A 26,489-nucleotide genomic window follows, 5' to 3' on the forward strand; every position below is an offset into this window, starting at 1 on the left:
AATATAAGCTTTTTTATTTGCTTAGATAGTGGTACAAATTACGGGGTATATTATATATTACCATGTTCTTGAGTTTGAATAGTTGTCTTGCTCGTTCATACGATTACTTTATTTACTTATTTATATTATATCTTTATCATTTCCAAGTCCCATGTCGTTATTTTGATATTCATATTTATCATTTTACTATTTTGACCTAATAGCCATCTGACCATGATAAATTATTCATAAGGAAATTATGTAGGTTTCGAAGTAATCGTATATATTTCTATTATTACTCCATAGGAGTCCTTTTAATAAGGACGATTCTATTTCTGTTTTGTATACCAAAAAAACAGAAAAAAATAAAAATTAATGTTTTTTAAAATAAAAAGAGTATATGCGAGCAAGCTTTATTTCTGCACTCGCTTAACGAAATAGTTCACTAAAAGTTAGACTATTTCTTCGCTCGGCATAACCAAAGCAAGCTTTGTTTCTGCACTCGCTTAACGAAATAGTTGATGTGAAAACAGAATAAATAGTATGGTTAATGCTTCCGGAAAATCCTCTTCTGCTACTTGTTGCCGTAATTTTTCCATCGTCCTGTACAATAATTTACGTGCTGACTCCTCACGGATATCAAGTACATCAGCTATTTCCTTATGTCCAAGCCCTATCATATATTTCAAGTAGACTATTTCGCGTTGACTGGGGGTTAATCCGTTTAGAAGTAATGCAACTTTTTTCTTTAAAAATTCTGCCTCTTCGCTGTCTATTATATCATCAAGCACAGTTATCTGTACAGTAAAAGATTCAGTAATGGAATCGAGGGCTTCTTCTTTTATACTTTTCCTGGACAAGTCTATAAGACGGTGTTTGAAAGACTTAAAAATATAAGCGGTAATATTCTTTATATGGCCTAAATTGTCTTTAGATATATAGAGTTTATAGAATGTATCCTGTATAGCATCTTTACACGTTTCCTTCTGAAAACCCAAGCTAATCCCATATGAATATAAATCATCCACATGGTTATTGTATACAAAGGAAAAAGAAGGTTCATCTCCTTTTTCTACAAAACTCCTCCAACTTAAATCAATAGAAACCATTTAATACGACCTGGATTTTCTTTATTTGGCATTTAGTAACAAATTAACGTCATTTTTTCTTTGTGAGCAAATTTTTAATTAGAAAAGCTAATCCAGATTTATTTCAGAGAACTCTTTATAGGTTAGTATCTTGGTTTGATTATGGAATTGTAGAGACAGTAAATCTTTATCCCCCGTGATTATGAAGTCGGCAGAAACAGTATCAGCAAAAGATAAAAGATACAAATCATTTTTATCTCTAACAGGAGAAATGGCTTTCTTTTGAACTGGAAAAAAATAACAATATTTTTCCATTAAAAGATAAGTTTCCCGTATGTCCTCGTCTGTTATATATTTTCGTATTTTTGGTCTTGAGGCCACAAAGTTAAATTCAGTCATCAATTCGTCACAGATATAAATTTGTATTTCAGTATTTGTAAATAAAGTCTTCATAATCGATAACTTTTTACCGATTAGGAATGAAATCCACAAATTAGTATCTATAATGATTTTCATGTCTATTTCATACGATTTATCTCCCGTATCTTACAGCCTCTACTTCTGAAAGAATTTCTTCATCAGATAACCGAACATCTTTCGGGCGAGAAGCAATATATTTTTTCAAAGTATCTTCTTTTACTTCGAATGACCACCCCATTTTATCTGCCAATTCTCTGAAGAACCGCATATCGGCTTTCGGTATGATTAAACGTACGTCTTGTGATATTTTACCCATAATATATTGAATTTATTTACGACTTGACTTAGACAAAGATATTCTTTTTATCAAAAATAGACAAATAATATAGTATCCGATAGATAGTTAAAAAGCGTGCCCGGCAAAACACGGGACACGTAAATTTAATTATAAAACCAAAAGTAGTATGAGCTTTTAGCCTGGAGCAGAGTCAAGCAGCAAGTGCAATTTACATTAATTGTTTGTAAAACTCAACTTTTGGTGTGCTGAAGCTTAATTTTTCTCTTGGTCGATTGTTCAATTTATGCTGTATTTGCTTTAATCTCCCCGGGGGATAGTCCTTGAATGATGCCCCCTTGGGGATGTATTGCCGGATGAGTTTATTAGCATTTTCAATCGCTCCTTTTTGCCACGATGAATAGGGGTCTGTAAAATATACGGGGACTCCCAGTCTTTTAGTTATCATTTCATGGGCGGCGAACTCCGTGCCGTTATCCGTGGTGATGGTCTTTATTATATCCTTGTAGGGTAGCAGCATGTTAGCAAGCACTTTTGCCACCTCCTTGGAGTCCTTGCCCCGGGGCAGTCCCCTGGTCATTACAAGGTTCGTTTTCCTTTCCGTTACCGTCAAGATCACCTCCGATTGATTGGCTCCTATTATCGTGTCCATTTCAAAGTCACCGAACCGGCTCCCGTCGGCCTCCACGGGCCTTTCCCGGATGCTTCTCCGGTTGGGGATGCCCTTGACTGACCCCACCGGCCTCTTGCGGTGCTTGAGCTTGTGGCGGCAATGCGTGTAAAGGTCACCCCCGGCTATTTTGTCCTCCCGGAGCCACTTGTAAATGGTCTCGTGGGAAACCCGGATTTGCTTGTATTTCTCCAAATATCCGCTGATCTGCTTGGGAGACCATTCATCACGGACAAGCCGGAACACCTTCTGTTTAATCCACTCCGGGGTGTCCCTGTTCCCGGGCAAACGCTCCTTTCTCTCTTGTGCCATCTCGTGAGCCAAGCGCCAGGAGTAACCTCCATGTTTCTTCTTGTTACGACCCAGTTCCCTGGACACCGTTGAAGGACTGACCCCTATGGACTCTGCGATGGTTCGCTGGCTGTCACCATTTTTTATACCTAAATAAATCGCGTACCTTTGTTCTGAAGTTAACTGTTTGTATTTTTTTCTCATAAGCAACATAATAGTTAATTTTAGGGAGACTTCGGTCTCCTTTTTCTTTTATGTTGCCGCTTGACTCTCCTCGGGGGCTTCGCGCCCCCGGACGTTAGGCAAACCCCCGCGGTGTTTTTCATGATTGTTTTGAAGAAATCATTTCAAAAACAACACCCGGGTGTTGCACTTCTAAGTTGAACTTAGGTGGTCAGTACCTCGACTGAGAACTCTTTATAGGTTAGTATTTTGGTTTTACCTTATCTATTTTTAATTTTTATTTAGCCCTTACCTAATTCTTATCTGATTCTAATCCATAAGAGCGAAGTAAGAGTAAGATAAGAGTGAAGTCCCTCTTAAATACGGCTGAAACACGAAAAAATAATGTCAATAATTTATATTTACCGAAATCCCGGCATAGTAGAGTGCACCATATAGCGGAGCATAGATAAACGCCGCATCATCGAGTTGTTTCTCATCCTGAATATAATTGAATATATTTTTTGCCCCGGCATACATATTGAATAGTCCGAAACGTTTAGAGGCCCGTGCGTTGAAAGTCATATACGGCTCCGTCTCTTTGATCTTTGAATTCCCTGCCGTCTCGCTGATATAATCAATATACATTTTGCCCTGGTAGATGCCGTACAAGGTGAACATCCAACTCCTGGGCGAATATTCTATTTTCACACTTCCGGTAGTCGATGGAAAGCGGGGAATGTAGCGGCTGATATCCGCATACCCTGTTTCTGCCCAGTCTCCCCTGTTGTTATTATACTTTCCGCTATTCAATGCAAAATCCACACCTAAATTCAAATTTCTGGCCGGATTCACCATTACCATAAGCTCTATTCCTTTTACTACGGCGTCATCAATATTTTCCCATTGGTAAGTATACCCCAGTTTCTTCACCTCGTCGTCGGCATCTGCGAAATCGATCTTATTTTTCAGGAAGGTATAAAACAGGTTGGCACTGACCTGAAAATGGTCGCCGTAATAATCGGCGGAGAAGTTGGCGCTGCGTGATGTCTCGGCTTTCAATTCGGATGATTTCCATACACGGGGAGAGCCGCTGCACAGGTGCAGGTCTTCCGAAAACCCGTAAGGTGCCCTAAAACCGGTGCCGGCATTCGCCCTGAAGGTTATTTGCCTGGTCAGCTGATATTTTAGTGCCAGGCGCGGATTAAAACTCGTTTCATCAAATTCTGTTTTAGGGAAATCGCCATCAAATACTTTCCTGTCGGAAGTATATTCTTCTCCCGACGAATGATGATCGATACGTACACCCGGTACCACCGTCAATCTGGATGACACATTCCATTCATCCTGAATGTAGGCTCCCACTTCACGGGCATGCTTATGGGCTATTGACTTGTAAGCATTTCCGTAGTACTCGCTTGTTTCATCTACCACTGTATACATGCCTGTCTCATTGAGATCGGTAGTATAGTATTGCACACCAAAAATCAGGTTATGATTCTCCAGCCTCGATTTAAAACTCAATGACGACACCCGGGTATTCTCTTTTGCGATATAAGGGCGCATATCCAACACATTGGGGGTATCGCCATCATGAGTATCCATATAATCGCCTAGAAAAGAATCATTGGTCGCCTCCCTGTTATGATCGACATAAGAGGTATTAAACTGGAGTTCAGAATGTTGTCCGATGGGTTTTATATAATTTACTTCACCCTCGTAACGGTTGGTCGTAATATTTTCGGTACCATCAGTAAAGGGATTCTTGTAGTAATCATCGGTAATGATTCCACCGGCCCGTTTTTCATTGATGCCTTTTCCCCGGAAAATAAGTTTATCGTCTTTAAAGAAAGGATTATCCACATAAAGGCTGAATCCCACATTGTGCAATTTCGATTCCACCCGGTCAGTTATCCCATCTTTCTGTTTCACCTCTTGCCGGCTATCCCCTTCACCGGTTTCATCAATCACTCCATGATCAACTTTTTGTGCATACACGTTCAAACCTATATTGCCTTTATCATTCCGCATGGAAGAAGAAATATTATATGCGTTGGTGCCATAATTCCCGAACTGGATATCGGCGGAGATGGAAGGGATAGCCGACGGTTCACGGGTAATAATATTGATAGCACCGGCTACTGCGCTGCTCCCGTAAAGGGCGGAACCGGCACCTTTCACCACTTCTATACGATCGACATCACCGGTTCCGATCTGTTCCAACCCGTATACACTGGCCAAACCGGAGTAGATTGGCTGTCCGTTTATCTGTACCTGGGTATGTTCAGCCCCCAACCCCTGCATGCGTACCATGGAAAAATTACAGGACTGGCACTGGTTTTCGACCCTAAGGCCCGGAACCGCTTCCAGTGCTTCAAAAATATTCTGGGCGTTTTTTGTCCTTAACGATTGGGAAGTAACCACTTCTGTACGGATAGGGACATTCTTTACGAAGTGAGGTGTCCGCGTTCCGGTGACAACCACCTGCTCCAGGTTGAATAAATCCTCCTCCAGTTCAAAATGGATTGCATTATCTTTTCCGGCGTCTATCGTCATATTGATTTCCTGAGGCCTATATCCCACATATTGGGCGACAATAGTCTGTTTTCCTTCGGGAATATTTTTCACCACAAATGTCCCATCGGAACGGGAGGATGTCCCCTGTGTTGTCCCCTTCACGAAAATTGTAACGGATGGTAACCTTTCATCGCTTTTCTTGTCCAGTACGTATCCCGAAAGCGTTCCCTCGCTCCTTTGTGCTTGTGGAAAAGCATTGGACACATACAACAGCATAAGTAATAATAAAAATAAATGTGTAGTTTTCATTTTGTTATGTTATTTACTGCGTATAATACCTAAAAAAGAACGCAAAATTACCAGTAATTATAAATTATATCAATACCCAATAGTTATAATTTTTCAGAAAAAAATAATCATTTTTGGTCATTGCAGTATCTGATGGAATGATGTTACTTTGTGGAAAATTCAATAATTGATAATATGAAGTCAATCGCTATTATTTACGGTTCAAGTACCGGCAACACGAAACATGCAGCTCAATTAGTCGCTGAAAAGTTGGCCGGCTATTCACCTGTTTTAAAAGATATCGCTGATGTCTCATCTGAGGAACTTCTCGAGCCAGATATACTTATTCTTGGTTGCCCGACCTGGAGTATAGGCGAGTTGCAGGATGACTGGGATACATTCTTCCCGCAGATAAGCAAACTTGATTTGACAGGGAAAACCGTAGCTTTCTTCGGAGCCGGAGATGCAGAAGGATATCCCGACACCTTTGCCGATGCGCTCGGCATCCTTTACGATGAATTTGCCAAGACAGGTTGTACTTTCGTGGGAGAGGTATCTACAGAAGGGTATACGTTCGATGATTCACAGGCTCTCCGGAACGGAGTTTTCGTGGGATTACCGCTGGACGAAGACAACGAAAGCGATCAGACAGACAGCAGGGTCGAAGCCTGGGTGAATTCCCTGAAACCACATCTGGATTGATTTGCATACAACAATTATTTGGTATTAGACCAAGATTAGTAGGTAGATATAAGTCCTTATAAAGGATTCTCTCTTTTAAATTATTAGTCATGTACAACACACTATCCCTAAAAACCCCACAATTTTTCGTGGGGTTTTTAGGGAGCTTTTATTTGTCCTTGTAATGTCCTTCTACGGATAATATCAGTACGGTTATGGTCTCATCATAGATATCATAAATTAGCCGGTCTTTTCCGCTAATTCGCCGGGAATATGTTACTGTATTTCCCGCAACAAGGGGTTCCGGGTGCCCGGTTCCACTCCTTGGGTGTTCCATCATCTCATCTAATAACTTCACCAATTTTTTGTAAAGCATCGGATTTGATTTCTTATACTTGGCGACCACCTTGACAGCTTCCTTTGAGAACTCAATTCTATATATCATAGAGAATCTAAGAAACTATGAAGTTCTTCCTTTGTTTTGAGAGAAATCGTTTTACCTTCCCTGTATTGTCTTCTACCTTCTTCAATCCTTTCCTTGAGTTCAGGAGTAATAACAAAATCACTATCATAAACAGGGGTAAGTATGTAGGCCTGTTTCCGGCCACGTTTGAGGATAATTTGCGCTCCCTTATCTGCGAGTTCGAAATATGTCTTTTGTTTTTCTCTAAATTCCCGACTTGAGATTTCTATGACTTGTCCCATAATTGAAAAATTTAATTTGTACCAATTTTGGTACAAATATACTCAAATATTTATACCAACCCAATCTAAATTACATCAAGAAATAGAATTTCTTGATGCTAATCTTGTAACCTCTTCTTTTCTGAACGATACAATTGGTTAAGTCGTACATGGCACACTACAGTAAAAACCATGTAACAAAATAATTTTGCTACACGGTTTTTATGTTTTGTTACGCAACTGATGCTGCGTATTACATTGCTTATCGTATATGGTTACGGATTACTTATTCTGCACTTTCGTGGCTGAAATAAAAACCATTTGTAAGTTGGGCTGCCCCCTGGTAAGAGCCTTTCCTTGCAATAACAGTTAGTTCATCCCCAACTTCGACACCATGGATAGACAGCATATTATCTCTATCGCTGCCAGTTGCGCCATAACCCGGAGAACAGCCATACACATAAATCTCACTGTCGCCCTCTTTTAAATAAAGTCTACCATATGCCGCATGGGCAATCGATGTAATTTCACCGGTCACCATATAGTAATCTGTGCTGGAATCGGGTTTGGTCAGCACCTCGGCAATGGTAGCAGCAGTTACAGGAATAACGCTTTCCAAAACGGCTCCACCCACTTGCGGAGTACCTTGATATGCGGCACGTTTACCGACAATAGTAATGATGTCACCCACTTTCAATCCTTTGTCCGGGAAATCCTCGATACCATACACATACGTTTCGCCGGAGAAATCCGTCAGGTATAAATTGCCATACGTTTCATGGCGAATATCGGTGATCGCACCTGTCAGGCGATATTGCGTATCACCCACTTCAGCCGCGAGAAATTCAGCCACCGTTGCATCCACAATCGCACCTGTCTGACTCAGCGTTGTTTCTGTAGTATACTCTTTTCCCCCGTCGTCTATGGTGCGGAATATGATGGTAGTGTTACGGTCTCCGCCGGGATTTGCAGCAGCTTTGAATTTCACAACTACTTCTTCGCCTGCCGATTCGACCGAAGAAATTGACAACCACGACTTGGCATCTTCAGGAATATCTACCGATACGCCCAGCCCTTTGCAAGTAAGGTATGCTGTAAACTCACCCCCTTCAATAGGAAGCACTTCATTCTCAACAGAATCAACCTTTACAAGTGACTTGTTGATCTCTATCACCGTCACATCCACTAATTCAATGATGCTACCGTAAGTAATTTTTGGCCCTTCAACGGTTATTTCATCTCCCACTTCAAGACCCCAACTCAGGAAGTTTTGCTTTCCTCCCTTCGCATCGAGCGTGCCGTAGATGTAGAGCGTACCCGTTTCATCGGTCAAGTACCAGTTACCATATTGAGTATTTGCTATTGCAGTGCAAACCCCCGTAACACGGAAAGTTTTCCCGTCCGGACCGTCAATCACTTCTTCGACTGTGGCTTCAGATATCTGTGGTAAGCCCTGGATGATATTAATTCTCTGCGTTTTGCCGGCACTGTTAAGTAAAACTTCCGCAGTGCGGCCATCGATAGTCGATGGAGCCGTAAATGTAAGTTCTGTCTCACCGGCGCTTCCTGTAGCTGAAGAAATCGTCAGCCATTTAACAGAGTCTTCCTTGGTAACGACTTTCTCTGCCGTCCAGCTGTCCTGCGCCGTTACAGTAATGGTTGCAGAACCACCTCCCTCGGGAAGAGACACGTATGACGACGATACCTGAATTTCTTTCAGCAACGTCACAGAATCTTCATCGTCACAGCTTGTCATCAGGGCAACTGTTGCAATGAATAACGGGAATAAATATTTTAGTTTCATTTCCTTTATATTTTAATTAGTTGAAAATATACTTGATACCAATGGAAGCATACCAGCACTGGCCCAATGAGTAGCTTGGCGTGAATGTTTTGGTATCACCATGGATGGAAGCGGGTGTAGAGAATGTAGCCACACCGTCGGCATCCACCCCTTCATACCTGAGGATACGAGCCTCCGAACCAATTTCAGGATTCAGATATTTAGCTACTCCCCAACTGGAATTGAAGAAGTTCATCACATTTTTGATATCAAAGCTAAGTTGCAGCTTATGTGTGTCTTTGCCTGCATTTACCACAAAATCGTGTTTATAGCTAAAATCGATGCGATGTACCCAGGGAGAATAGACGCTGTAAGGCTCTGCATATTTCCCCTGTTGATTTTTCAAATAACTATTGCCATGTACATAGTCCATAAAACGGGTTTTATCGCCTTCCGACACAAAGCGGAACTGATTGTCTGCCACTTCAGCGTCAGTGGGCACATAGATTGCATCGTAGTTGTAACCGTCACCATTGATATCGTTCACCATCATGTATGAGTAGTTGGCTCCACCGCGCCATCCTTCATAGATAAAGCTATAATGATTACCGCTCTTATCGTGTGCCGTAAGCGAAGCTACCAGACGATCGGGGGTATTGTATTGGGAATTGTGCAATTTGATGTGGTTGGGGCCTTCTACCGTAGGAACATAAGTAAAAGCAGATTCGGCATTCGATCCGGGCATACCGGTTACATCTTTGGCCACTGTGCGTGTGTAAGCAGCCATTACGCTGATTAATTCCGTGGGTTGCGCATTCAAAGTGATGTTGGCCGACCAGCCATAACCGCGGCTTGTATTTTGCAACACAAATGCCCTGGTAGCGATACGATAATTATCGGGATAAATCGGACGGTTGTCCACACCGTTGAAACGGGCAAAACCACCTACATTTGGAGTACTCCAGTCAGACATAGAAACACCGTTGATGGTTTTGTTAAAGATTCCTTCTACCGTCACAGAGGAGGGGAAAGGCGTCGGGAACGCATAATCCACAGCCAACGAGGTTTTCCATACCTGTGGCATTTTGAAGTTTGGATCTACGCCCGAAATAGAGGAAGGAACCGTTCCGTCTTCGGGTGATATGGTTGTGGGATATCCCAACGAGGCCAGTTTATCATAAAGGGCAGCGATGTTGGCGTTGCCGTTGGCATCGGTCACCAAGCCGCCGGCAAACTGTCCCATATCAATATACCTGTCCCCTTCTTCGTCCTCCGTGAACGAACCTGTGTAACCTTCAAAGACCTTGGTATTGGCATTTATTTGTGCCTGATATTGCACCATTCCTCCGGTAGTAGGCATATTGGTAAAGAACACAAGCGGCAAATTACCGGAAAAAAGACCGGTACCACCACGCAGTTTCAGGCTGTTATCTCCATAGGCATCCCATACAAAACCTACACGGGGAGAGAATATGATATTTGCCGAAGGCCATTTACCGGTATCGATATGACGGCCGAAATAGTCGATTTCGTAGATCGCATTGTTCGTCATCAAATCCTTATTGTTAAAGAAGAGTCCATCGATACGAAGACCGTATGAAAGTTTGAATTTTTCGTTCACACTCCAATCATCTTGCGCATACACGCCAATTTTGTTGGTTCTCACACGTGCTGCGGGATTTTTTTCTCCGTCGTAACCATAGGTCAAGTTTACGATTTCAGGTGTTCCTCCGTTTAGGAAATCGTCAAGGCTTGTGTAGCGATAGTACCCGGTACCGTTACGCATATAAGCATTATCGGCCATCTTGTATTCATATGCGACACCTCCTACAATTTTGTGATTGCCTAAATAATAAGTCAACTCATCTTTAATGTTCCATACATTATTGTGTACACCGTTGTTCCAGGTGAAAAGCTCATACCCCAAAGAGATATAGGCTTGTTCATCTTTCAAAATGTCAATGAAAGGGAATTCTGTTGAATTCGTCCCGCGGATATCGTCAAGCTTTGAGAATGTTGCCAGGAACTGATTAGAAAGGTTGTTGGACAATCGGCTGTTCAAGTCGAAAGAGAATGAATGAACGAGGTTGTCCTGCGAATACATCGAGTTGGCATAAGACATGGAGGCTTGTGACATTCTTGCCTCCGACACACGGGTACCCCCATCCATGGAAGTAGCATTAGGGGGTCTCCATGAAACATTTTTTGTGTAGTTATAACGCAAAGCCAACCGATGTTGGTTGGTAATATTCCAATCCAGACGGGCAAGGAGTTTGCGGTTGCTTTCATCTGCCGGAAAATTGGTGTAAGATCCTGTTTCATATCCATATCTATCCCTTACAAAATCAGAAACCCGCTGAAGATCGTTTTCTGTGGTGCGGGAGATATAACTGTCCGGGACGGCCCTACCATCCGTGGATGGCTTCCAACGATTGACGATGGTGGGTATTTGAGCCATTTCACCGTTTACGAAGAAGAACAATTTGTTCTTGATAATGGGACCACCAGCTGTGAAACCGTAGGTGGTATTACGGTCTTTTTCACGTGCTCCCCCGATTTGTTGATTTCTGACAGCATCACCGCGCATGTTTTCATTTCTATGATAAACATAAGCGCTGCCTTTGAAGGTATTGGTACCGGATTTTGTAATCGCATTTACGCCGCCACCAATAAAGTTTGTCTGACGTACATCGTATGGCGCGATGACAACCTGCAATTCTTCGATCGCTTCCAAAGAGATGGGGTTGCCTCCACCAGGCAGCGCGTCACTCAAGCCGAAGTTATTGTTGAAATTAGCGCCATCCACGGTAAAGTTAGCTGTACGACCATCCGTACCGGCAAAACTCATACCATTCCCTCCATAAGGTGAAAGACGGGTAACGTCCATAATACTACGGTTTACTGTAGGTAAATTGACGATCTGGCTGTTAGTGATATTCGTCACAGCACCCGTTCTCTCCGTAGTGAATTTTGTACGGGTTGCCGTTACTACAACTTCATCCAGTGATGTTGTTTCTTCCGAGAGTACAACATTCAGTGCATAGTTTTCACCCAAGCTCAACGTAATGTTGTCTGTGGTGCTTGTACCATATCCAATGTAAGAAATTTCCACGGAATAAGGTCCGCCTACACGCATACCGTTTAGGTTGAAACGGCCTTCCATATTGGTAACCGTTCCGTAAGTCGTTCCTGAAGGTTGGTGTGTAGCAATCACCGTTGCACCGATCACAGCTCCGTCAGCATCCGTAACACGTCCGCTCATGCTGGAGGTAGTCACCTGGGCCTGCATCACAGTAGCCATCATTAAAGTAAGCGCTACAGATAAAAACTTCAATTTCTTTACCATAAATTCAATGTTTAAATTATCAATTGTGCTTTTAATAAAACTAAAACTACCACAAAAGTACGATAAATTTACCTAAAATCTGTTACGTTTTTGTTACTTTATTTTGCCTTTTTATGCACTCGATTGCCATCATAACAAAAGGGTTAAAACAATATCACACACGCAGATACCAAAAAGTTAAGGTTTGACAGAAAAAAGCCCTTTTACCTTTTCTTATAACAAAAAATAAGGCGGATAACTTTCAATTCCTATTTCCAGTTATCCGCCTTGATAGCGTACTAATATAATCTATTTTAAGATTACATCATGCCACCCATTCCGCCGCCACCCATCGGAGGCATTGGAGCCGGATTTTCTTCTTTCTTATCGGTGATCACACATTCGGTTGTGAGGAACATACCGGCAATAGAAGCCGCATTTTCCAAAGCAACACGGGTCACTTTCGCCGGATCGATCACACCTGTCTCGTAGAGATTTTCGTACTGGTCGGTGCGGGCATTGTAACCAAAATCGGCTTTGCCTTCACGCACTTTCTGTACAACTACGGCACCTTCTTTTCCGGCATTCGATACTATTTGGCGAAGCGGCTCCTCGATAGCGCGTTTCACGATCTCGACACCGGTGGTTTCATCTTCGTTCTCGCCTTTCAGGCCTTCGAGGGCTTCAATAGCACGCACATAAGCCACACCACCACCGGGAACGGTTCCTTCTTCTACGGCAGCACGGGTAGCTGACAAGGCATCCTGTACACGGTCTTTCTTCTCTTTCATCTCCACTTCGGAAGGTGCACCCACGTAAAGCACTGCTACACCGCCGGCCAGTTTAGCCAAGCGTTCCTGCAGTTTTTCACGATCGTAATCGGATGTGGTTTTCTCGATCTGTGCACGGATCTGCCCGATACGGTTGTTGATGGCTTCTTTTTCGCCCACACCATTCACAATGGTAGTGGTATCTTTGTCGATCGTCACTTTTTCCGCGCTACCCAGCATATCGAGCGAAGCATTTTCCAAAGTAAGACCTTTTTCTTCGGAGATCACCACACCACCGGTCAGGATAGCAATGTCTTCCAACATCTCTTTTCTGCGGTCTCCAAATCCGGGAGCTTTTACAGCAGCCACCTTCAACGATCCGCGCAGACGGTTTACCACCAAAGTAGTAAGTGCTTCAGAGTCGATATCTTCAGCAATGATCAACAGCGGTTTTCCGGTTTGGATTCCTTTTTCCAGGATGGGAAGAAGTTCTTTAATAGCAGAGATCTTTTTATCATGGATAAGGATGAGCGGGTTTTCAAAATCCACCTCCATCGCTTCCGTGTCGGTCACGAAATAGGGAGAAATATATCCGCGGTCGAACTGCATACCTTCCACCACGTCTACATAAGTGTCGGTACCTTTCGACTCTTCCACGGTGATCACGCCTTCTTTGCTTACTTTCTGCATGGCTTCGGCAATCAGTTTACCAATGGTTTCATCACCGTTTGCAGAGATTTTGGCAACGTTTTCAATTTTTTTCAGGTCATTACCTACTTCAACAGCCTGGCTTTTCAGGTTCTCCACTACAGTAGCCACAGCTTTGTCGATACCACGTTTCAGGTCCATAGGATTGGCGCCTGCAGTCACGTTTTTGAGTCCCACACCAATAATAGACTGGGCCAAAACAGTAGCAGTAGTTGTTCCGTCTCCGGCATCGTCATTGGTTTTAGAAGCGACTTCTCTCACCAGCTGCGCTCCCATATTCTGGAAAGCATCATCCAGTTCGATCTCTTTTGCTACTGTCACACCGTCCTTAGTGATCTGGGGAGCACCATATTTTTTATCAATAATTACATTTCTACCTTTGGGGCCGAGTGTAACTTTAACGGCATCCGCCAATTCGTCCACGCCCTTTTTCAGAAGGTCGCGGGCATCCATGTTAAATTTAATTTCTTTAGCCATTTTATTTCGATTATTTTTGTTTATTTTGAATTAGATTGATTGGATTGAGTTGGATTGATTGAGATTGGATTAGATTGAATCAGATTGAATTTCGCTATCAATCTCCTTTCAATCTGCCATCTATCTACCATCTATCTAAGTCAATCTTTTGGGTTACTGTTTATCCGATGATCCCTAAAATGTCAGACTGACGCATGATCAGGTGTTGCACTCCATCGATTTCAATTTCAGTGCCTGCATATTTCCCATAAAGCACTTTGTCGCCTTCTTTGACGACCATTTCTTCGTCTTTTGTACCTTTTCCCACAGCTACTACTTCGCCTTTCAGCGGTTTTTCCTTTGCCGTATCGGGAATGATGATTCCACTCACTGTCTTCTCTTCTGCAGCTGCCGGTTTTACCAGCACTCTGTCTGCCAATGGTTTAATATTCATACGTTCTACTAAAATTGATGTTAATATAATTAATGTTAGTTATCTAATTGACATTACCTCAACTGCGAATTCTGTGCCAAATTTATTCGCTCCCTTTTTCTGCCAAAAAAAACTACCGGCTCGAGTAGAAACTGACAAATTTTCTGCCAAAATTTCAGTCACCCGCTTTACATTATACCTTCGCAGTTGCAAAAGTACCCCATATGGCATATTTAAGAAACCATCGTTGTTTTCAAATCTTATTGCGCTATTTACCCGTTTCTTGTTACCTTTGCACGAAAATGCGGAAAAGTGACTAAGTGGTTAAGTGACTAAGTAAAAAGGTGGAAAAATGAAAAAAATATTTCTGTTTCTGTTTGTCCTCGTGACATTCGCTGTGCAAGGGCAGCCATATACACGTATCGTGTCACTGGCTCCCTCGTTCACTCAAAGCCTTTATTACCTGGAAGCACAGGATAACCTGATAGGTTGTACAAGCTATTGTGTGGCGGCTAAAGGTGACAACAAAGAGATCGTATCTTCAGCAGTGAAAGCAAACGTGGAAAAGATCATCAGCCTGAAACCCGACCTGGTATTGGCTTCGGGACTGACTAATCCCAAAGATATTGAATTATTGAAGAAATTTGGTATAAAAGTAGAAATTATTCACTCTCCACAATCTTTCCGGGAAATCTGCAACCAGTTTATACACATGGGTGAACTGGTAGGCAAGACTGAAAAAGCCAACAGGCTGGTAGAAGAAAGCGAGCAGACAATCAAGAAAATAGTAGAAAGGAACAAACAAAAGACAAAACGGAAGATGTTCTTCCAAATCGGAGCCAACCCGTTGTTCGCGGTTACCCCCAATACGTTTATGGATGATTATATGACATTACTTGGCATTGAAAATATTTCCAAAAACCTGATACAGGGTGCAGTCTCACGAGAATTTGTCATTGCCCATAATCCCGATTATATTTTCATCGCCACTATGGGTATTGTAGGGGAAGAAGAACTGAGAACATGGAAAAGGTACTCCAGCTTGAAAGCAACCCGGAACAACCAGATACATATAATTGATTCCGATATTGCCTGCCAGCCGACTCCCATCACTTTTGTACAGACAATGGAATTAATGGACGAATTGATGAGTGAAAAGTGAAAAGCTAAAAGTGAAAAATGAGAATAAATTCACCTATGAAACGAGCATGAAAATGATTTCACCCAAGTTCATGATTAATGCGAGTTCCATACGATACATTTGAAAATAAATATTTTAATCGTATGAAAAAATTAGGATTAATACATATATACACCGGTGACGGGAAAGGAAAGACGACTTCGGCTGTAGGTCTGGCCGTACGTGCTTTGGGTAGCGGATTCAAGGTATGTTACTGTTCTTTCCACAAACGTCCCGAAAAATACGGTTATGCAGAAATGGAAAGCCTCAAAAAACTCGGTGCAACCGTACTGAATTTTGCCAAAGGACACCCACATCTTGATAAGAGCATCGACGGCGAACAAATCAAGAAGGAAGTTCCGGAAGCCATCGAAATCCTTAGAGAGAAAGTGGCCTCCGAGCATTACGATCTCCTTATCATGGACGAGATTCTTATTTCGGTACGCGATCAATATCTGGATGAATCGGTACTCCTTGATTTTATAAAATCCAAACCGGCCAATATGGAACTTGTAATGACAGGTAGGGCTGCCACGGATAACATAATGGAACTCGCCGATTACGTCACGTTCTGTAAGAAACTGAAACATCCTTACGACCGTAAGATACGGAGCCGGAAAGGAATTGAATATTAAATAACTGTGAACTGTTTCCGAAATACAGGTTAAGCTAAAAAAGAATGGGACAAAAACAATGGGTTTGGGGTATATATGTCTTACTGCTTTTGGTGGGATTATCAGCTGTCTCCCTTCTATCCCTGGGAACAGGAGAGATTTCGATTCGAATCAGCGACCTGCCTGGCATTCTTTCTGAAAAGGAGAGTATGGAATACGGTGTATTGGCATATATCCGTATTCCCCAAACATTGCTCGGGCTAACCATTGGCGGAAGCCTCAGCCTGGCAGGTGCCATATTACAAGGAATTTACCGTAATCCGTTAGTAGAACCTTATACACTTGGCATCTCCGGTGGTGCATCGCTAGGTATCACCTTTGCAATTGTTGCCGGACTCCATCTGCTTAATATCCTATTTCTGCCGTTAGCCGGTTTCCTCGGTGCTTTCGCAACCATCTTCCTGGTATATACCCTCAGCCTCGGAAGGGGTGGGCTCAGTGTCAACCGGATGCTACTGACCGGGGTGATGATTAGCTTCATCGCCTCTTCTTTGATGATGTTCCTTATGTCGATCACTTCTTCGGACAATATCCATGGTATTGTTTTCTGGATGATGGGATCGCTCAATGAAACGAACAGCACCTTGATCACAGTAATGATCGCTCTTTCACTCTTCTGCCTGATCATATCATACCTGTTCGTAATGCCGCTTAATGCTCTCCGACTAGGAGAAGAAAAGGCCAAACACTTAGGATTTAACGCAAACAGCGTAATCCGTATCCTGTTCGTCATCACATCGCTGCTTACCGGAGCATGTATTGCCGTGGCAGGTGTCATCGGATTCGTCGGACTGGTTATCCCGCACATTGTTCGCCTGTGGGTAGGTACCGATTACCGCATACTGCTTATCTCTTCTTTTCTGAGCGGCGGCATATTCCTGATCCTGTGCGATGTAATTGCACGTACTATCATCTCGCCAAACGAGCTGCCTATCGGAGTAATTACCGGTATTGTCGGCGGCATAGTGTTTATCATGTTATTGAGTAATTCGAGACGGAAAGAACTCAGACGATATGATGATTAGTTAATTTTTAACTTTTCACTTTTCACTTTTCACTTTTCACTTTTAATTTTTAATTTTTTCATAACTCATAATTAATAGAATGCCTCCTTTCCTCAATATACAAAACCTCTCCTGCGGATATAACAGCGGCTTCCGGGTACATGACATTAACCTGAAGCTCCCCGAAGGGTCGTTTGCAGGTATCATCGGGCCCAACGGATCCGGGAAAACCACACTGTTCAGGGGTATCTCAGGGACATTGTCGTTAAAAGAGGGAAATATCCTGCTTGAAGGAACTGACCTATCGGAACTCACATGGAGGGAAAAGGCGCAAAAACTCGCCATTGTCTCGCAATTCTCCGAAACAGCAGAACTATCGGTAGAAGAATATGTACTGATGGGACGTCTTCCCTACCGTCAACCATTCCAGTTCTTCGACAGGAAAGAAGATATCGAGATAGCACACCATTATATGCATCTGACCAATACCTATCGTCTGCGCCACAAATCGATGACGGAATTGAGTGGTGGTGAGCGACAAATGGCCAATATTGCCTGCGCCTTATCACAACACCCTCGCTTATTGTTACTTGACGAACCGACATCACACCTTGATATTACCCATCAGATGCAATTCATGAACCTGATCCAACGACTGAACGAAGAGATGAAACTCAGTGTGATGATGATCTTACACGATCTCTCACTTGCTGCCGAGTATTGCGACTTCCTGCTGATGATGAAAAACGGGACAACCTTTTGCCAAGGAGCTCCCGAAGTGGTGATTACCTATGAACATATCGAAAATGTATATGACACGATAGTGATCGTAAAGACTAATCCCATATCAGGTAAACCGGTAGTCTTTCCCGTATCTGAACAGAGGTTACGCAATGGAAAAAAATAAATTATTCCACCAAACAAACCGATCTCCGAATAAACCCTCCAATATTTCATTTCCGAATCCCAAATAAAAACAGTACTTTTGCAGCGCTTTCGGGCACAATGGAATTCGGTAGTTTGCCATAAGCGAAGAAGCCGAAGCTGTACCCGCAGCCGTATGTTCCCTATTTATAGGGTTATCCGACATTTTCAAATGTAAAAGTCACTGTCCCGATAAATCGGGATGGGAAGGCAACGGATAACCGGGAACGAGCCGGAAGACCTGACCGAAAGCATCAGCCATGCAAGCTTTCGGGATAAAAGCAGCGTTGAGATTATTTCCGGCATTTAAATTCTCCCGCATTTAAATTCTCCTTGTATCCGGAATTTCAAAACACTCTCTCCCTCGAAAGTTTATGGTTCAAACGAATGTTTAACTGTAAATTTTTCAACAATGAACAAGAAATTTTTCACCGGTATTTTTGCCTTGCTTTTCACTGGCACACTCCTCTATGCGCAGGATTCTGCCGAACAAACATATGACCTGGAGGAAGTAGTGGTCACCGCTACTCGTATGGGATTACCTTTAAAGAGCGTTCCACAGAAAGTGGAGATCATCGACAGTAAAAAAATAACCACCGTACAGGCTGACAATGCGGCCGACCTGCTTAAACGGACTGTCAACCTTGACATCATACAATATCCCGGCTCTTCATCGGCCATAGGTATGCGTGGGTTCAGCCCTTCCGCCCATAACCGCAACTACACATTGGTGTTGATCGACGGCAAACCGGCCGGGACAACCAATCTCACTTCTATCCCAACCGATTTTATCGAGATGATAGAAGTAGTGAAAGGCCCCTACTCAGTGCTCTATGGATCGGACGCAATGGGTGGCGTGATTAATATCATCACACGCAAACCCGGTGATAGCCGGACTGGCAATATCAGCCTTAGCGCCGGAAATTTCGGGCAGACCAACTTCAACGGATATGCATCGGGAGGCATTTCCGATAACGTTTCTTTAGCACTCGGCTTTTCAAGGAAAGCACAGGATAAAGATTATCGTATCGGGAAAAAGAATCTGATTTCTTTATCGGAAAAAGAGGAATTGATCCTCGACAAAAAATCGTATGGCGATATCATGACCAACAGCCAATACCAGATCAACCAATTCATGGGGAAATTGAATATTGGGTTCAATGACCTCTGGAGTGCCGATCTGTCAGGCATATTCGTCACTTCAAATGACATTGAAATGCCCGGTAACTATTGGCATTCTGAAGGATTGACCAAGAAAGACTTCGACCGGGCCAATATCTCAGTCGATGTCCGTCGCAATACGTTCAATAACACATTGCTTATCTCCCCCTATTATTCTGTTTATAATGAGAGCAATTACGACAACAACACCGATAATGCATTTATCAACTACAAGGAGTCGGTCAAACAATATGGATTGAAGTTAAGCGATACACATACCTGGGGTGATTTCCAATTGATCGGAGGAATCGACCTGGATGCACTGAACGTCTCCTCCGAACGGTTTACAGATAAAATGACACAGACGGATCCTTACCGTCCCGATCATAATAGTTTTGCTTCATCGGTATTTGTACAAGGAGCATACACAAAAGGCAATCTATTTGTCAATGCCGGCCTACGCTATAACTACACCAAATTCACACTGGAAGCAGATGATTTTCTCGGTAACGAAAAGAAGAGTAACAATTATTCCAACTTCAACCCTTCGGTCGGGATCAAATATTTCCTTACACCTATGCTGAACATCCATGCCAGTGCAGGAAACGCTTTCTATATGCCCGACGCCTATAAGATGGCCGGACAATTCGAGGCGGGAGGCATGAAATACAAAGGAAATGAAGACCTGAAAGCTGAGACATCAACTTCATTCGATTTCGGGATGAACATATCCAATAATGAATGGTTGAATTTAGATGTGTCCTACTTTCATGCGTTTTATAAAAATAAGATCGTGAACGAGACAAAATTTGATGAAACGACCAACGACATGCATTTCACCTTTGCGAATGCCACAAATGGGCGCATGAACGGGCTGGAACTTATGTTCTCATCCGATATAGCCAAAGCGCTTGGATCGCAAAACAGCCTGGAACTATATGCAGGTTTCACCCATATGTTCAATAACAAATTTGATGAAATAAGAGGAAAAGGCACACCTGATGAGAAGACGCTGACCAAAGATATACTCTACGTACGCCGCAATACAGGGAACTTCGGTATTACATTTGATACCAACCGCGGTTTTGTAACCCGGCTAAACGCACGCTATATCGGAAAACGGCTGGAACAGGACTGGATGTTTGCCTATGACGAAAATTGGAATCCTACCAGCCTTCGTCCCGATATAAAACCGGAAGATTACTACACCAAGGGCGATTATGAAACAACCGATCAGGTTCTTCAACATTCGGCACATCTGGTTTTTGATTATTCTGCTTACTATAATGTAACCCCGAAAGCACGTGTCGGGATATCAGTATCCAACCTGCTCGATGAAAATTACACCGAAAAAGACGGATACAATATGCCGGGACGTAGTATTATGGGGTCGTTCAGCTATTCATTCTGAAGAAATTAGGTAAATTTGCATCTAAACATGGTGCAAATTGATTTCGCGCACTAAAAAACAACTTAGTGTAAAATAAAACAGAAAAATAATGCGGGAGATTATTTTCATTACAGGCGGACAACGATCAGGCAAAAGCCGATTCGCACAAAAGTTGGCGGAAGAATATTCCTCCAGCCCGTTATATCTTGCCACGGCCCGCCGCTGGGACGATGATTTCGAACAACGTATCCGTCGTCATCAGGCTGACCGGGGTGAACAGTGGGAAACCATCGAAGAAGAGAAATATTTGCGTTCACTCTCACTTGCCGGTCGAACTGTTCTGCTTGACTGCATTACACTGTGGCTGACCAATATCTTCCACGATAACGACTATAATCTCGACGCTGCACTGGAAGAGGCAAAGTCGGAATGGAACGGTTTCATTCAGCAGGATTTCCGGCTAATCGTCGTCAGTAATGAAATAGGAATGGGACTTCATGCTCCCGATGAGGCTTCGCGCCATTTCACCGATCTGCAGGGATGGGTCAACCAGCATATTGCCGCATCGGCCGATAAGGCATACGTGATGGTATCCGGTATTCCATTGCAACTGAAGTGAAGAAAATGGAAAATTCTAACTTCTTTATATGATTAAAAAACATGAACATTGAAACTACACTGCGGCAGAAGATCGACAGCCGTACAAAGCCGGTTGGTTCGCTCGGGAAACTTGAAGAGATTGCTTTTAAGATCGGTAGGATACAACAAACACTGACCCCCGAACTGCGTAATCCGGCCATATTGGTCTTCGCTGCCGATCATGGCATTGCCGACGAGGGGGTAAGCCCCTGCCCGAAAGAGATCACCCATCAGATGGTAATGAACTTCGTCCATGGAGGCGCCGGGATCAATGTGTTCGCACGCCAGCACGGCATCAACCTGAAAATTATCGATGCCGGTGTCGATTTCGATTTTCCGGCAGGATCAGGTGTTATCGATGCCAAATTAGGACGTGGCACAAACAATATGTTGTATCAGCCTGCCATGAGCATAGAAACCTGTCACAAGGCGATGGAAAAAGGAGCAGAATTTGTCCGTCAGGAATTTGAGAATGGCTGCAACGTGATAGGTTTCGGAGAAATGGGCATCGGAAATACTTCACCGGCGTCGCTGTTACTGCATAAATTTACGGGCATCCCCCTCGATGATTGTGTGGGACGAGGTGCCGGTCATGATGATGCAGGTGTCCGTCATAAATGTGAAGTACTTCAACGGGTTGCCGAAAAATACTATCCCGCTACTCCGGTCGAAACACTGGCTACATTCGGCGGCTTCGAAATTGCAATGATGTGCGGAGCCGTACTTGAGGCTAAACGGTTAAATATGTTGATCGTCGCTGACGGATTTATTGCGACTTCTGCTTTTCTGGCTGCATACGAAATTCAACCCGATATCCTCGAAAACGCCCTCTTCAGCCATTCATCGGATGAAAAGGGACATATATTGATGCTCAAGTACCTGAAAGGCAATCCGATCCTACATCTCAACCTGCGGTTAGGAGAAGGAACCGGAGTTGCCCTGGCTTATCCCATTGTCAGGTCAGCATTGATCTTCCTCAATGAGATGGCCGGTTTCGAAGAGGCCGGTGTACATGATGTCAGAAACAAACATTTCCATTCATCGACATAAAGTGGAAAATAGCCTATTTTAGCAAACCGGAAAGATGAAGCAGCAAATCAACCTCTTTTTCCATGCACTCTTCTTTTACAGCCGTATTCCGGCAGGTAAAATCAACTATTCGGAAGAAAACCTGACGAAAGCATTCCGTTATTTTCCATTGATTGGTATCATTGTGGGTGCAATTGGAGGAGGAATATTTTTACTGTCCCGGTGGATATTCCCGGTACCGGTCGCCCTTGTTATATCCGTAGCTGTAATGGTGATCGTAACCGGGGCCCTCCACGAAGACGGCCTATCGGACTTTTTTGATGGATTTGGGGGAGGACGCGACAAGGAACGTATTTTGGCCATCATGAAAGAGAGTACTATCGGCGCTTATGGAGTCATCGCCCTTATCTTACTGTTTGTGTCAAAGCTTACACTGCTCCTTTCTATCAACCCATCCCATATTATTACAGTATTAATTGCATCACATGCATCAAGCAGGATGATGCCGATTTTTCTGATAAATAGTTCCCATTATGCACGCACGGGAGAGAGTAAGGCGATGCATACCCGCAGGAGAACAGATAAGGTGACATTCGTGATTGCACTTATATTTGGCCTGCTACCACTGGTTTTCATATCCTGGAAAATTATTCTGGTTGTTATTCCGGTTTATGCAATGATCGTCATGGTTTTGAAAAAATATACGGAGAGGAAAATAGGTGGTTTCACTGGTGATGTATTGGGCGCATTGCAACAATTCTCGGAACTCGCGTTTTATCTTGTTTGTGCTGCATTATATCCGATCTCATGAAACTCTATCTTGTCCGACATACACGTGTGGATGTACCATCAGGTATCTGTTACGGGCAGACTGACGTACCATTGGCCGATTCGTTCGAAACCGAAATGGAATCAATCCGGTCGAGATTATCAGGGATACAGTTCGGACATTTTTTTTGCAGTCCGTTGAGCCGATGTGTAAAACTCGGCACATCATTGGAGTATCCATTACTCCTTGACGACCGGTTGAAAGAATTGAACTTCGGTGAATGGGAGGGCCAAACATGGGATAAAATCTTCGAATCAGAGAGAGGTGGAAAATGGTTTACCGATTATCTGAACGAAGCCTGCCCAAATGGAGAGTCATATCGGGACATACTGCAGAGGGTGGAGAGCTTTATTGCAGATTTACCAAAAACAGATGCCAATATACTGGTTATCACACATGCAGGGGTTATCCGTGCATTCAGGGTATTACTGAAAAACTGGCCGGTAAAAAGAGCATTCGACAAACCGGTTGCCTATGGGCAGGTCACGATCATAGAGAAACAACCATAGATTATACAACCGTCACTGGAAATATTGCCATATAATGAATAAACTTCGTCCCGTTATGTTTGTCGGCACCGGCTCCGACGTAGGAAAATCGGTAATCAATACCGGTTTCTGCCGTATATTCCTTCAAGACGGTTATTCCCCTGCCCCATTCAAGGCGCAGAATATGTCGCTCAACAGCTATCCGACCGGTGACAATCTTGAAATAGGCCGTGCACAGGCTGTACAGGCGGAAGCATGCGGGATCAACTGCACAGTGGAGATGAACCCCGTCTTGCTGAAACCGACCGGTAACTCAACCTCGCAAGTGGTGCTCAACGGTAAACCCGCAGGGAATAAATCGGCACGGGAATATTTCAACGAGACTGACCGGAACTCACTCTTCTCGGAAGTAATGCGTTCGTTCGACAGGCTGGCCAGCCGCTATAATCCAATAGTGATTGAAGGAGCCGGTAGTATTTCAGAAATCAACCTCCGGGAGAAAGATATCGTGAACATGCGTGTGGCACTGCATACCAATGCCGCCACATTTCTGGTCGCTGATATTGATAAGGGCGGAGTGTTCGCCAGTGTGTACGGAACACTTCAATTGCTTCCCGAAGCCGAACGCAATGCCATCAAAGGGATTATTATCAATAAGTTCAGGGGAGACATCACCCTGTTTGACGATGGCAAAAAGATATTGGAAGGACTCACAGGAAAACCGGTAATCGGTATTGTCCCCTACTGTAAAGGGCTTTTTATCGAACAGGAAGATGGTGTTGTCATCGAAAAGAAAAAAACAGCTTTTGAAGAGGGAAAAATAAATATAGGAGTAGTATTGTTGAAGCACTTATCAAACTTTACCGATTTCAATATGCTGGAACTGATGCCGGACGTGAACCTTTTCTATTCGGACAATCCGGAAACCTTGTCGCAGGCTGATATTATTATTATTCCCGGATCAAAAAATACGCTGTCCGACTTGAAAACATTGCGGGAAAAACACCTCGACAAGGTTATTCTGGCCCATCACCGCAGCGGGAAACCGGTATACGGCATCTGCGGCGGTTACCAGATGATGGGAGAAGAAGTCCGCGACCCCGATGGTGTGGAAGGAAATATCCCGGTGCTACCCGGATTGAACATACTCCCGGTTATTACTACCCTTGCTGATGGGAAACAAACGAGACAATGCCGGTTTTCATTTATTGAAAGTGATATTTCAGGTGAAGGATATGAGATACACGCAGGACATACATCTTCCAATCGTCCGCTCTGCCGTATAGAAAACGGTGAAACTGACGGTTATTTCCTGAATGACAAGACCTGGGGAACCTATATCCACGGCATTTTTGATAATGCATCAGTTATTGAACGGGTGCTACGTCAGATAGATCCCGATATTTCCGCCACCGTCAATTATAAAGCCCGTAAGGAAGAGGGATATAACCGGCTCGCCGATGTGATCCGGGAGAATGTGGATATGGAGTATGTTTACCGGTGTCTGCGGTAATATGATAGTACGCTTCGTGCAGATAATGCCTTCGGCAATAATTGGTAATTAGTAATTCATAATTGGTAATTAAAAGGATATGCAAACAGGACATGGTAACGACATATATGATTATGCGGATATAAGATGTGACTTCAGCTCTAATATTCCTTACCGGAACGCATCGGAGACCATTGCGGATTATCTGAAAAACTGCATGGATACCATCTGTAATTATCCCGATCCAAACAGCCGTAAGTTAACATCTCAATTGGCAGATTTTCACGCTGTATCTCCCGATAATATATTGGTCACAAACGGTTCTGCAGAGGCGTTTTATTTGCTCGCACACCTCTTTCAACACCGGAAAAGTGTAATCCCCTATCCTGCCTTTTCAGAGTATGAGGATGCCTGTCGCACTTATCGGCATGAGATTTCGTTCCTCCCGATAGGATCATTGCAGGATACCCCTCACTTTGAAGTTGATATGGCCTGGTTCGGCGTACCGAACAATCCCGACGGAACGATTGTGAGTAACGATACTATTTCTCGTTTTTGCAGCGAAAACCGCCATACCTATTTTGTCGTGGATACAGCTTATGACGAGCTATGCCCGCGGAACGAATCGGTGAAAGAGTTGCAAGGCAGATTCAAGAATCTGATTATCGTACACTCGCTTACAAAAACATTCGGCATTCCCGGATTACGCCTGGGGTATATTGTTGCCGACCGACAGATAATCGATGATATCCGGTCATTGCGTCCTCCCTGGTCGGTAAACGCATTGGCCCTGGAAGCAGGAAGTTTTATTCTGGAGAACCGGAACAGGCTGTTGCCGGATGCCGCTTCACTATGTGCCGAATCAGCACGGTTACAACAAGAAATCAACGCGTTACCTCAATTCGAAGTGACCGCCTCACCGTCCAATTTCTTTTTGGTAAAGATGACAGAAGGAACTGCAGCGGAATTGAAGCAGTTTCTAATCGACAAATCCGGGCTGTTGATCCGCGATGCAGCCAACTTCAGAGGATTAACACCACAACATTTTCGTATTTCTGTACAGGACGAAGTGTGGAACCATCAGCTTATTAAAGCATTGAAATTGTTCTATACAAGATATTGATATTAT

At 43.4% G+C, this 26,489-nt stretch carries 23 protein-coding genes and 1 riboswitch; of the genes, 12 read left to right on the top strand and 11 right to left on the bottom strand.

The features are described 5' to 3' along the window. Positions 1 to 485: 485 nt before the first annotated feature. The 5 genes from U2P89_RS15045 to U2P89_RS15065 form a co-directional block, all read right to left on the bottom strand. Positions 486 to 1,088: an RNA polymerase sigma factor gene (locus tag U2P89_RS15045; protein WP_322191800.1), complete on the bottom strand. Its 603-nt coding sequence runs from the start codon at positions 1,086 to 1,088 to the stop codon at positions 486 to 488. A gap of 87 nt (positions 1,089 to 1,175) precedes the next feature. Beyond that, on the bottom strand, positions 1,176 to 1,583 hold the full coding sequence (locus U2P89_RS15050; RefSeq protein WP_322191801.1) for a putative toxin-antitoxin system toxin component, PIN family: 408 nt from the start codon (positions 1,581 to 1,583) through the stop codon (positions 1,176 to 1,178). 16 nt (positions 1,584 to 1,599) lie between these two features. After that, positions 1,600 to 1,803: a hypothetical protein gene (locus U2P89_RS15055; protein ID WP_322191802.1), complete on the bottom strand. Its 204-nt coding sequence runs from the start codon at positions 1,801 to 1,803 to the stop codon at positions 1,600 to 1,602. Positions 1,804 to 1,993: 190 nt separating this feature from the next. Continuing rightward, positions 1,994 to 2,947 carry an IS30 family transposase gene (locus U2P89_RS15060; RefSeq protein WP_322191803.1) on the bottom strand — a complete coding sequence of 318 codons (954 nt, stop codon included), beginning with the start codon at positions 2,945 to 2,947 and terminating at the stop codon, positions 1,994 to 1,996. Between the two features lie 366 nt (positions 2,948 to 3,313). Beyond that, positions 3,314 to 5,731 (bottom strand): TonB-dependent receptor, encoded by a 2,418-nt coding sequence (locus U2P89_RS15065; RefSeq protein WP_416188648.1) that lies wholly within the window; start codon positions 5,729 to 5,731, stop codon positions 3,314 to 3,316. A 174-nt stretch (positions 5,732 to 5,905) separates the two neighbouring features. Between U2P89_RS15065 and fldA the strand changes: the two genes are divergently transcribed. Beyond that, entirely contained in the window at positions 5,906 to 6,412 is a 507-nt protein-coding gene (gene fldA / locus U2P89_RS15070) for a flavodoxin FldA (protein ID WP_322191804.1), read from the top strand. 148 nt (positions 6,413 to 6,560) lie between these two features. On the opposite strand, the gene U2P89_RS15075 is transcribed toward fldA, so the two are convergent. The 6 genes from U2P89_RS15075 to U2P89_RS15100 all read right to left on the bottom strand — a co-directional run bounded on the left by U2P89_RS15075 (position 6,561) and on the right by U2P89_RS15100 (position 14,571). Beyond that, on the bottom strand, positions 6,561 to 6,836 hold the full coding sequence (locus tag U2P89_RS15075) for a Txe/YoeB family addiction module toxin (RefSeq protein ID WP_322191805.1): 276 nt from the start codon (positions 6,834 to 6,836) through the stop codon (positions 6,561 to 6,563). Further along, positions 6,833 to 7,096, bottom strand: a complete 264-nt coding sequence (locus U2P89_RS15080; protein ID WP_322191806.1) for a hypothetical protein — start codon at positions 7,094 to 7,096, stop codon at positions 6,833 to 6,835. The genes U2P89_RS15075 and U2P89_RS15080 overlap by 4 nt, the downstream gene beginning before the upstream one ends. A 265-nt stretch (positions 7,097 to 7,361) precedes the next feature. Then, positions 7,362 to 8,879, bottom strand: coding sequence for a BACON domain-containing protein (locus U2P89_RS15085; protein ID WP_322191807.1), 1,518 nt, complete (start codon positions 8,877 to 8,879; stop codon positions 7,362 to 7,364). 16 nt (positions 8,880 to 8,895) lie between these two features. Beyond that, positions 8,896 to 12,204 (bottom strand): TonB-dependent receptor, encoded by a 3,309-nt coding sequence (locus U2P89_RS15090; RefSeq protein WP_322191808.1) that lies wholly within the window; start codon positions 12,202 to 12,204, stop codon positions 8,896 to 8,898. A gap of 299 nt (positions 12,205 to 12,503) precedes the next feature. Beyond that, on the bottom strand, positions 12,504 to 14,138 hold the full coding sequence (gene groL, locus U2P89_RS15095) for a chaperonin GroEL (protein WP_076929570.1): 1,635 nt from the start codon (positions 14,136 to 14,138) through the stop codon (positions 12,504 to 12,506). 160 nt (positions 14,139 to 14,298) lie between these two features. Next, positions 14,299 to 14,571: a co-chaperone GroES gene (locus tag U2P89_RS15100; RefSeq protein ID WP_076929568.1), complete on the bottom strand. Its 273-nt coding sequence runs from the start codon at positions 14,569 to 14,571 to the stop codon at positions 14,299 to 14,301. A gap of 331 nt (positions 14,572 to 14,902) precedes the next feature. Here U2P89_RS15100 and U2P89_RS15105 point away from each other — a divergent pair, with 331 nt between their 5' ends. From U2P89_RS15105 to U2P89_RS15155, 11 genes are all read left to right on the top strand, one after another. After that, positions 14,903 to 15,712, top strand: coding sequence for an ABC transporter substrate-binding protein (locus tag U2P89_RS15105; RefSeq protein ID WP_091908423.1), 810 nt, complete (start codon positions 14,903 to 14,905; stop codon positions 15,710 to 15,712). 122 nt (positions 15,713 to 15,834) lie between these two features. Next, positions 15,835 to 16,365, top strand: coding sequence for a cob(I)yrinic acid a,c-diamide adenosyltransferase (locus U2P89_RS15110; protein WP_076932074.1), 531 nt, complete (start codon positions 15,835 to 15,837; stop codon positions 16,363 to 16,365). A 44-nt stretch (positions 16,366 to 16,409) separates the two neighbouring features. Then, positions 16,410 to 17,429 (top strand): FecCD family ABC transporter permease, encoded by a 1,020-nt coding sequence (locus tag U2P89_RS15115; RefSeq protein WP_076929564.1) that lies wholly within the window; start codon positions 16,410 to 16,412, stop codon positions 17,427 to 17,429. 79 nt (positions 17,430 to 17,508) lie between these two features. Next, entirely contained in the window at positions 17,509 to 18,315 is an 807-nt protein-coding gene (locus tag U2P89_RS15120) for an ABC transporter ATP-binding protein (RefSeq protein WP_091908416.1), read from the top strand. A gap of 64 nt (positions 18,316 to 18,379) precedes the next feature. Further along, positions 18,380 to 18,597, top strand: a riboswitch (cobalamin riboswitch). Between the two features lie 147 nt (positions 18,598 to 18,744). Beyond that, positions 18,745 to 20,904 carry a TonB-dependent receptor plug domain-containing protein gene (locus U2P89_RS15125; protein ID WP_091908414.1) on the top strand — a complete coding sequence of 720 codons (2,160 nt, stop codon included), beginning with the start codon at positions 18,745 to 18,747 and terminating at the stop codon, positions 20,902 to 20,904. Positions 20,905 to 20,992: 88 nt separating this feature from the next. Continuing rightward, on the top strand, positions 20,993 to 21,502 hold the full coding sequence (locus tag U2P89_RS15130) for a bifunctional adenosylcobinamide kinase/adenosylcobinamide-phosphate guanylyltransferase (protein ID WP_091908412.1): 510 nt from the start codon (positions 20,993 to 20,995) through the stop codon (positions 21,500 to 21,502). A 41-nt stretch (positions 21,503 to 21,543) separates the two neighbouring features. Beyond that, positions 21,544 to 22,572 (top strand): nicotinate-nucleotide--dimethylbenzimidazole phosphoribosyltransferase, encoded by a 1,029-nt coding sequence (gene cobT / locus U2P89_RS15135; protein ID WP_322191809.1) that lies wholly within the window; start codon positions 21,544 to 21,546, stop codon positions 22,570 to 22,572. Between the two features lie 34 nt (positions 22,573 to 22,606). Beyond that, positions 22,607 to 23,362, top strand: a complete 756-nt coding sequence (gene cobS / locus U2P89_RS15140; RefSeq protein ID WP_322191810.1) for an adenosylcobinamide-GDP ribazoletransferase — start codon at positions 22,607 to 22,609, stop codon at positions 23,360 to 23,362. Next, entirely contained in the window at positions 23,359 to 23,889 is a 531-nt protein-coding gene (gene cobC, locus U2P89_RS15145) for an alpha-ribazole phosphatase (protein ID WP_091908406.1), read from the top strand. Before cobS ends, cobC begins: the two co-directional genes overlap by 4 nt. Positions 23,890 to 23,923: 34 nt before the next feature. After that, the gene (locus U2P89_RS15150; RefSeq protein ID WP_322191811.1) at positions 23,924 to 25,381 is read left to right on the top strand and encodes a cobyric acid synthase; all 1,458 of its coding nucleotides are present in this window, start codon (positions 23,924 to 23,926) and stop codon (positions 25,379 to 25,381) included. A 79-nt stretch (positions 25,382 to 25,460) separates the two neighbouring features. Continuing rightward, entirely contained in the window at positions 25,461 to 26,483 is a 1,023-nt protein-coding gene (locus U2P89_RS15155; protein ID WP_322191812.1) for a pyridoxal phosphate-dependent aminotransferase, read from the top strand. Positions 26,484 to 26,489 lie beyond the last annotated feature (6 nt).

The organism is Proteiniphilum sp. (genome assembly GCF_034331125.1).
GTDB classification, from domain to species: Bacteria; Bacteroidota; Bacteroidia; order Bacteroidales; family Dysgonomonadaceae; genus Proteiniphilum; species Proteiniphilum saccharofermentans.

What these genes read in the sequence shown, in the direction of transcription:
- U2P89_RS15045 (WP_322191800.1), bottom strand. Translation starts at nt 1,088, where the DNA reads ATGGTTTCTATTGATTTAAGTTGGAGGAGTTTTGTAGAAAAAGGAGAT.
- U2P89_RS15050 (WP_322191801.1), bottom strand. Translation starts at nt 1,583, where the DNA reads ATGAAAATCATTATAGATACTAATTTGTGGATTTCATTCCTAATCGGT.
- U2P89_RS15055 (WP_322191802.1), bottom strand. Translation starts at nt 1,803, where the DNA reads ATGGGTAAAATATCACAAGACGTACGTTTAATCATACCGAAAGCCGAT.
- U2P89_RS15060 (WP_322191803.1), bottom strand. Translation starts at nt 2,947, where the DNA reads ATGAGAAAAAAATACAAACAGTTAACTTCAGAACAAAGGTACGCGATT.
- U2P89_RS15065 (WP_416188648.1), bottom strand. Translation starts at nt 5,731, where the DNA reads ATGAAAACTACACATTTATTTTTATTATTACTTATGCTGTTGTATGTG.
- fldA (WP_322191804.1), top strand. Translation starts at nt 5,906, where the DNA reads ATGAAGTCAATCGCTATTATTTACGGTTCAAGTACCGGCAACACGAAA.
- U2P89_RS15075 (WP_322191805.1), bottom strand. Translation starts at nt 6,836, where the DNA reads ATGATATATAGAATTGAGTTCTCAAAGGAAGCTGTCAAGGTGGTCGCC.
- U2P89_RS15080 (WP_322191806.1), bottom strand. Translation starts at nt 7,096, where the DNA reads ATGGGACAAGTCATAGAAATCTCAAGTCGGGAATTTAGAGAAAAACAA.
- U2P89_RS15085 (WP_322191807.1), bottom strand. Translation starts at nt 8,879, where the DNA reads ATGAAACTAAAATATTTATTCCCGTTATTCATTGCAACAGTTGCCCTG.
- U2P89_RS15090 (WP_322191808.1), bottom strand. Translation starts at nt 12,204, where the DNA reads ATGGTAAAGAAATTGAAGTTTTTATCTGTAGCGCTTACTTTAATGATG.
- groL (WP_076929570.1), bottom strand. Translation starts at nt 14,138, where the DNA reads ATGGCTAAAGAAATTAAATTTAACATGGATGCCCGCGACCTTCTGAAA.
- U2P89_RS15100 (WP_076929568.1), bottom strand. Translation starts at nt 14,571, where the DNA reads ATGAATATTAAACCATTGGCAGACAGAGTGCTGGTAAAACCGGCAGCT.
- U2P89_RS15105 (WP_091908423.1), top strand. Translation starts at nt 14,903, where the DNA reads ATGAAAAAAATATTTCTGTTTCTGTTTGTCCTCGTGACATTCGCTGTG.
- U2P89_RS15110 (WP_076932074.1), top strand. Translation starts at nt 15,835, where the DNA reads ATGAAAAAATTAGGATTAATACATATATACACCGGTGACGGGAAAGGA.
- U2P89_RS15115 (WP_076929564.1), top strand. Translation starts at nt 16,410, where the DNA reads ATGGGACAAAAACAATGGGTTTGGGGTATATATGTCTTACTGCTTTTG.
- U2P89_RS15120 (WP_091908416.1), top strand. Translation starts at nt 17,509, where the DNA reads ATGCCTCCTTTCCTCAATATACAAAACCTCTCCTGCGGATATAACAGC.
- U2P89_RS15125 (WP_091908414.1), top strand. Translation starts at nt 18,745, where the DNA reads ATGAACAAGAAATTTTTCACCGGTATTTTTGCCTTGCTTTTCACTGGC.
- U2P89_RS15130 (WP_091908412.1), top strand. Translation starts at nt 20,993, where the DNA reads ATGCGGGAGATTATTTTCATTACAGGCGGACAACGATCAGGCAAAAGC.
- cobT (WP_322191809.1), top strand. Translation starts at nt 21,544, where the DNA reads ATGAACATTGAAACTACACTGCGGCAGAAGATCGACAGCCGTACAAAG.
- cobS (WP_322191810.1), top strand. Translation starts at nt 22,607, where the DNA reads ATGAAGCAGCAAATCAACCTCTTTTTCCATGCACTCTTCTTTTACAGC.
- cobC (WP_091908406.1), top strand. Translation starts at nt 23,359, where the DNA reads ATGAAACTCTATCTTGTCCGACATACACGTGTGGATGTACCATCAGGT.
- U2P89_RS15150 (WP_322191811.1), top strand. Translation starts at nt 23,924, where the DNA reads ATGAATAAACTTCGTCCCGTTATGTTTGTCGGCACCGGCTCCGACGTA.
- U2P89_RS15155 (WP_322191812.1), top strand. Translation starts at nt 25,461, where the DNA reads ATGCAAACAGGACATGGTAACGACATATATGATTATGCGGATATAAGA.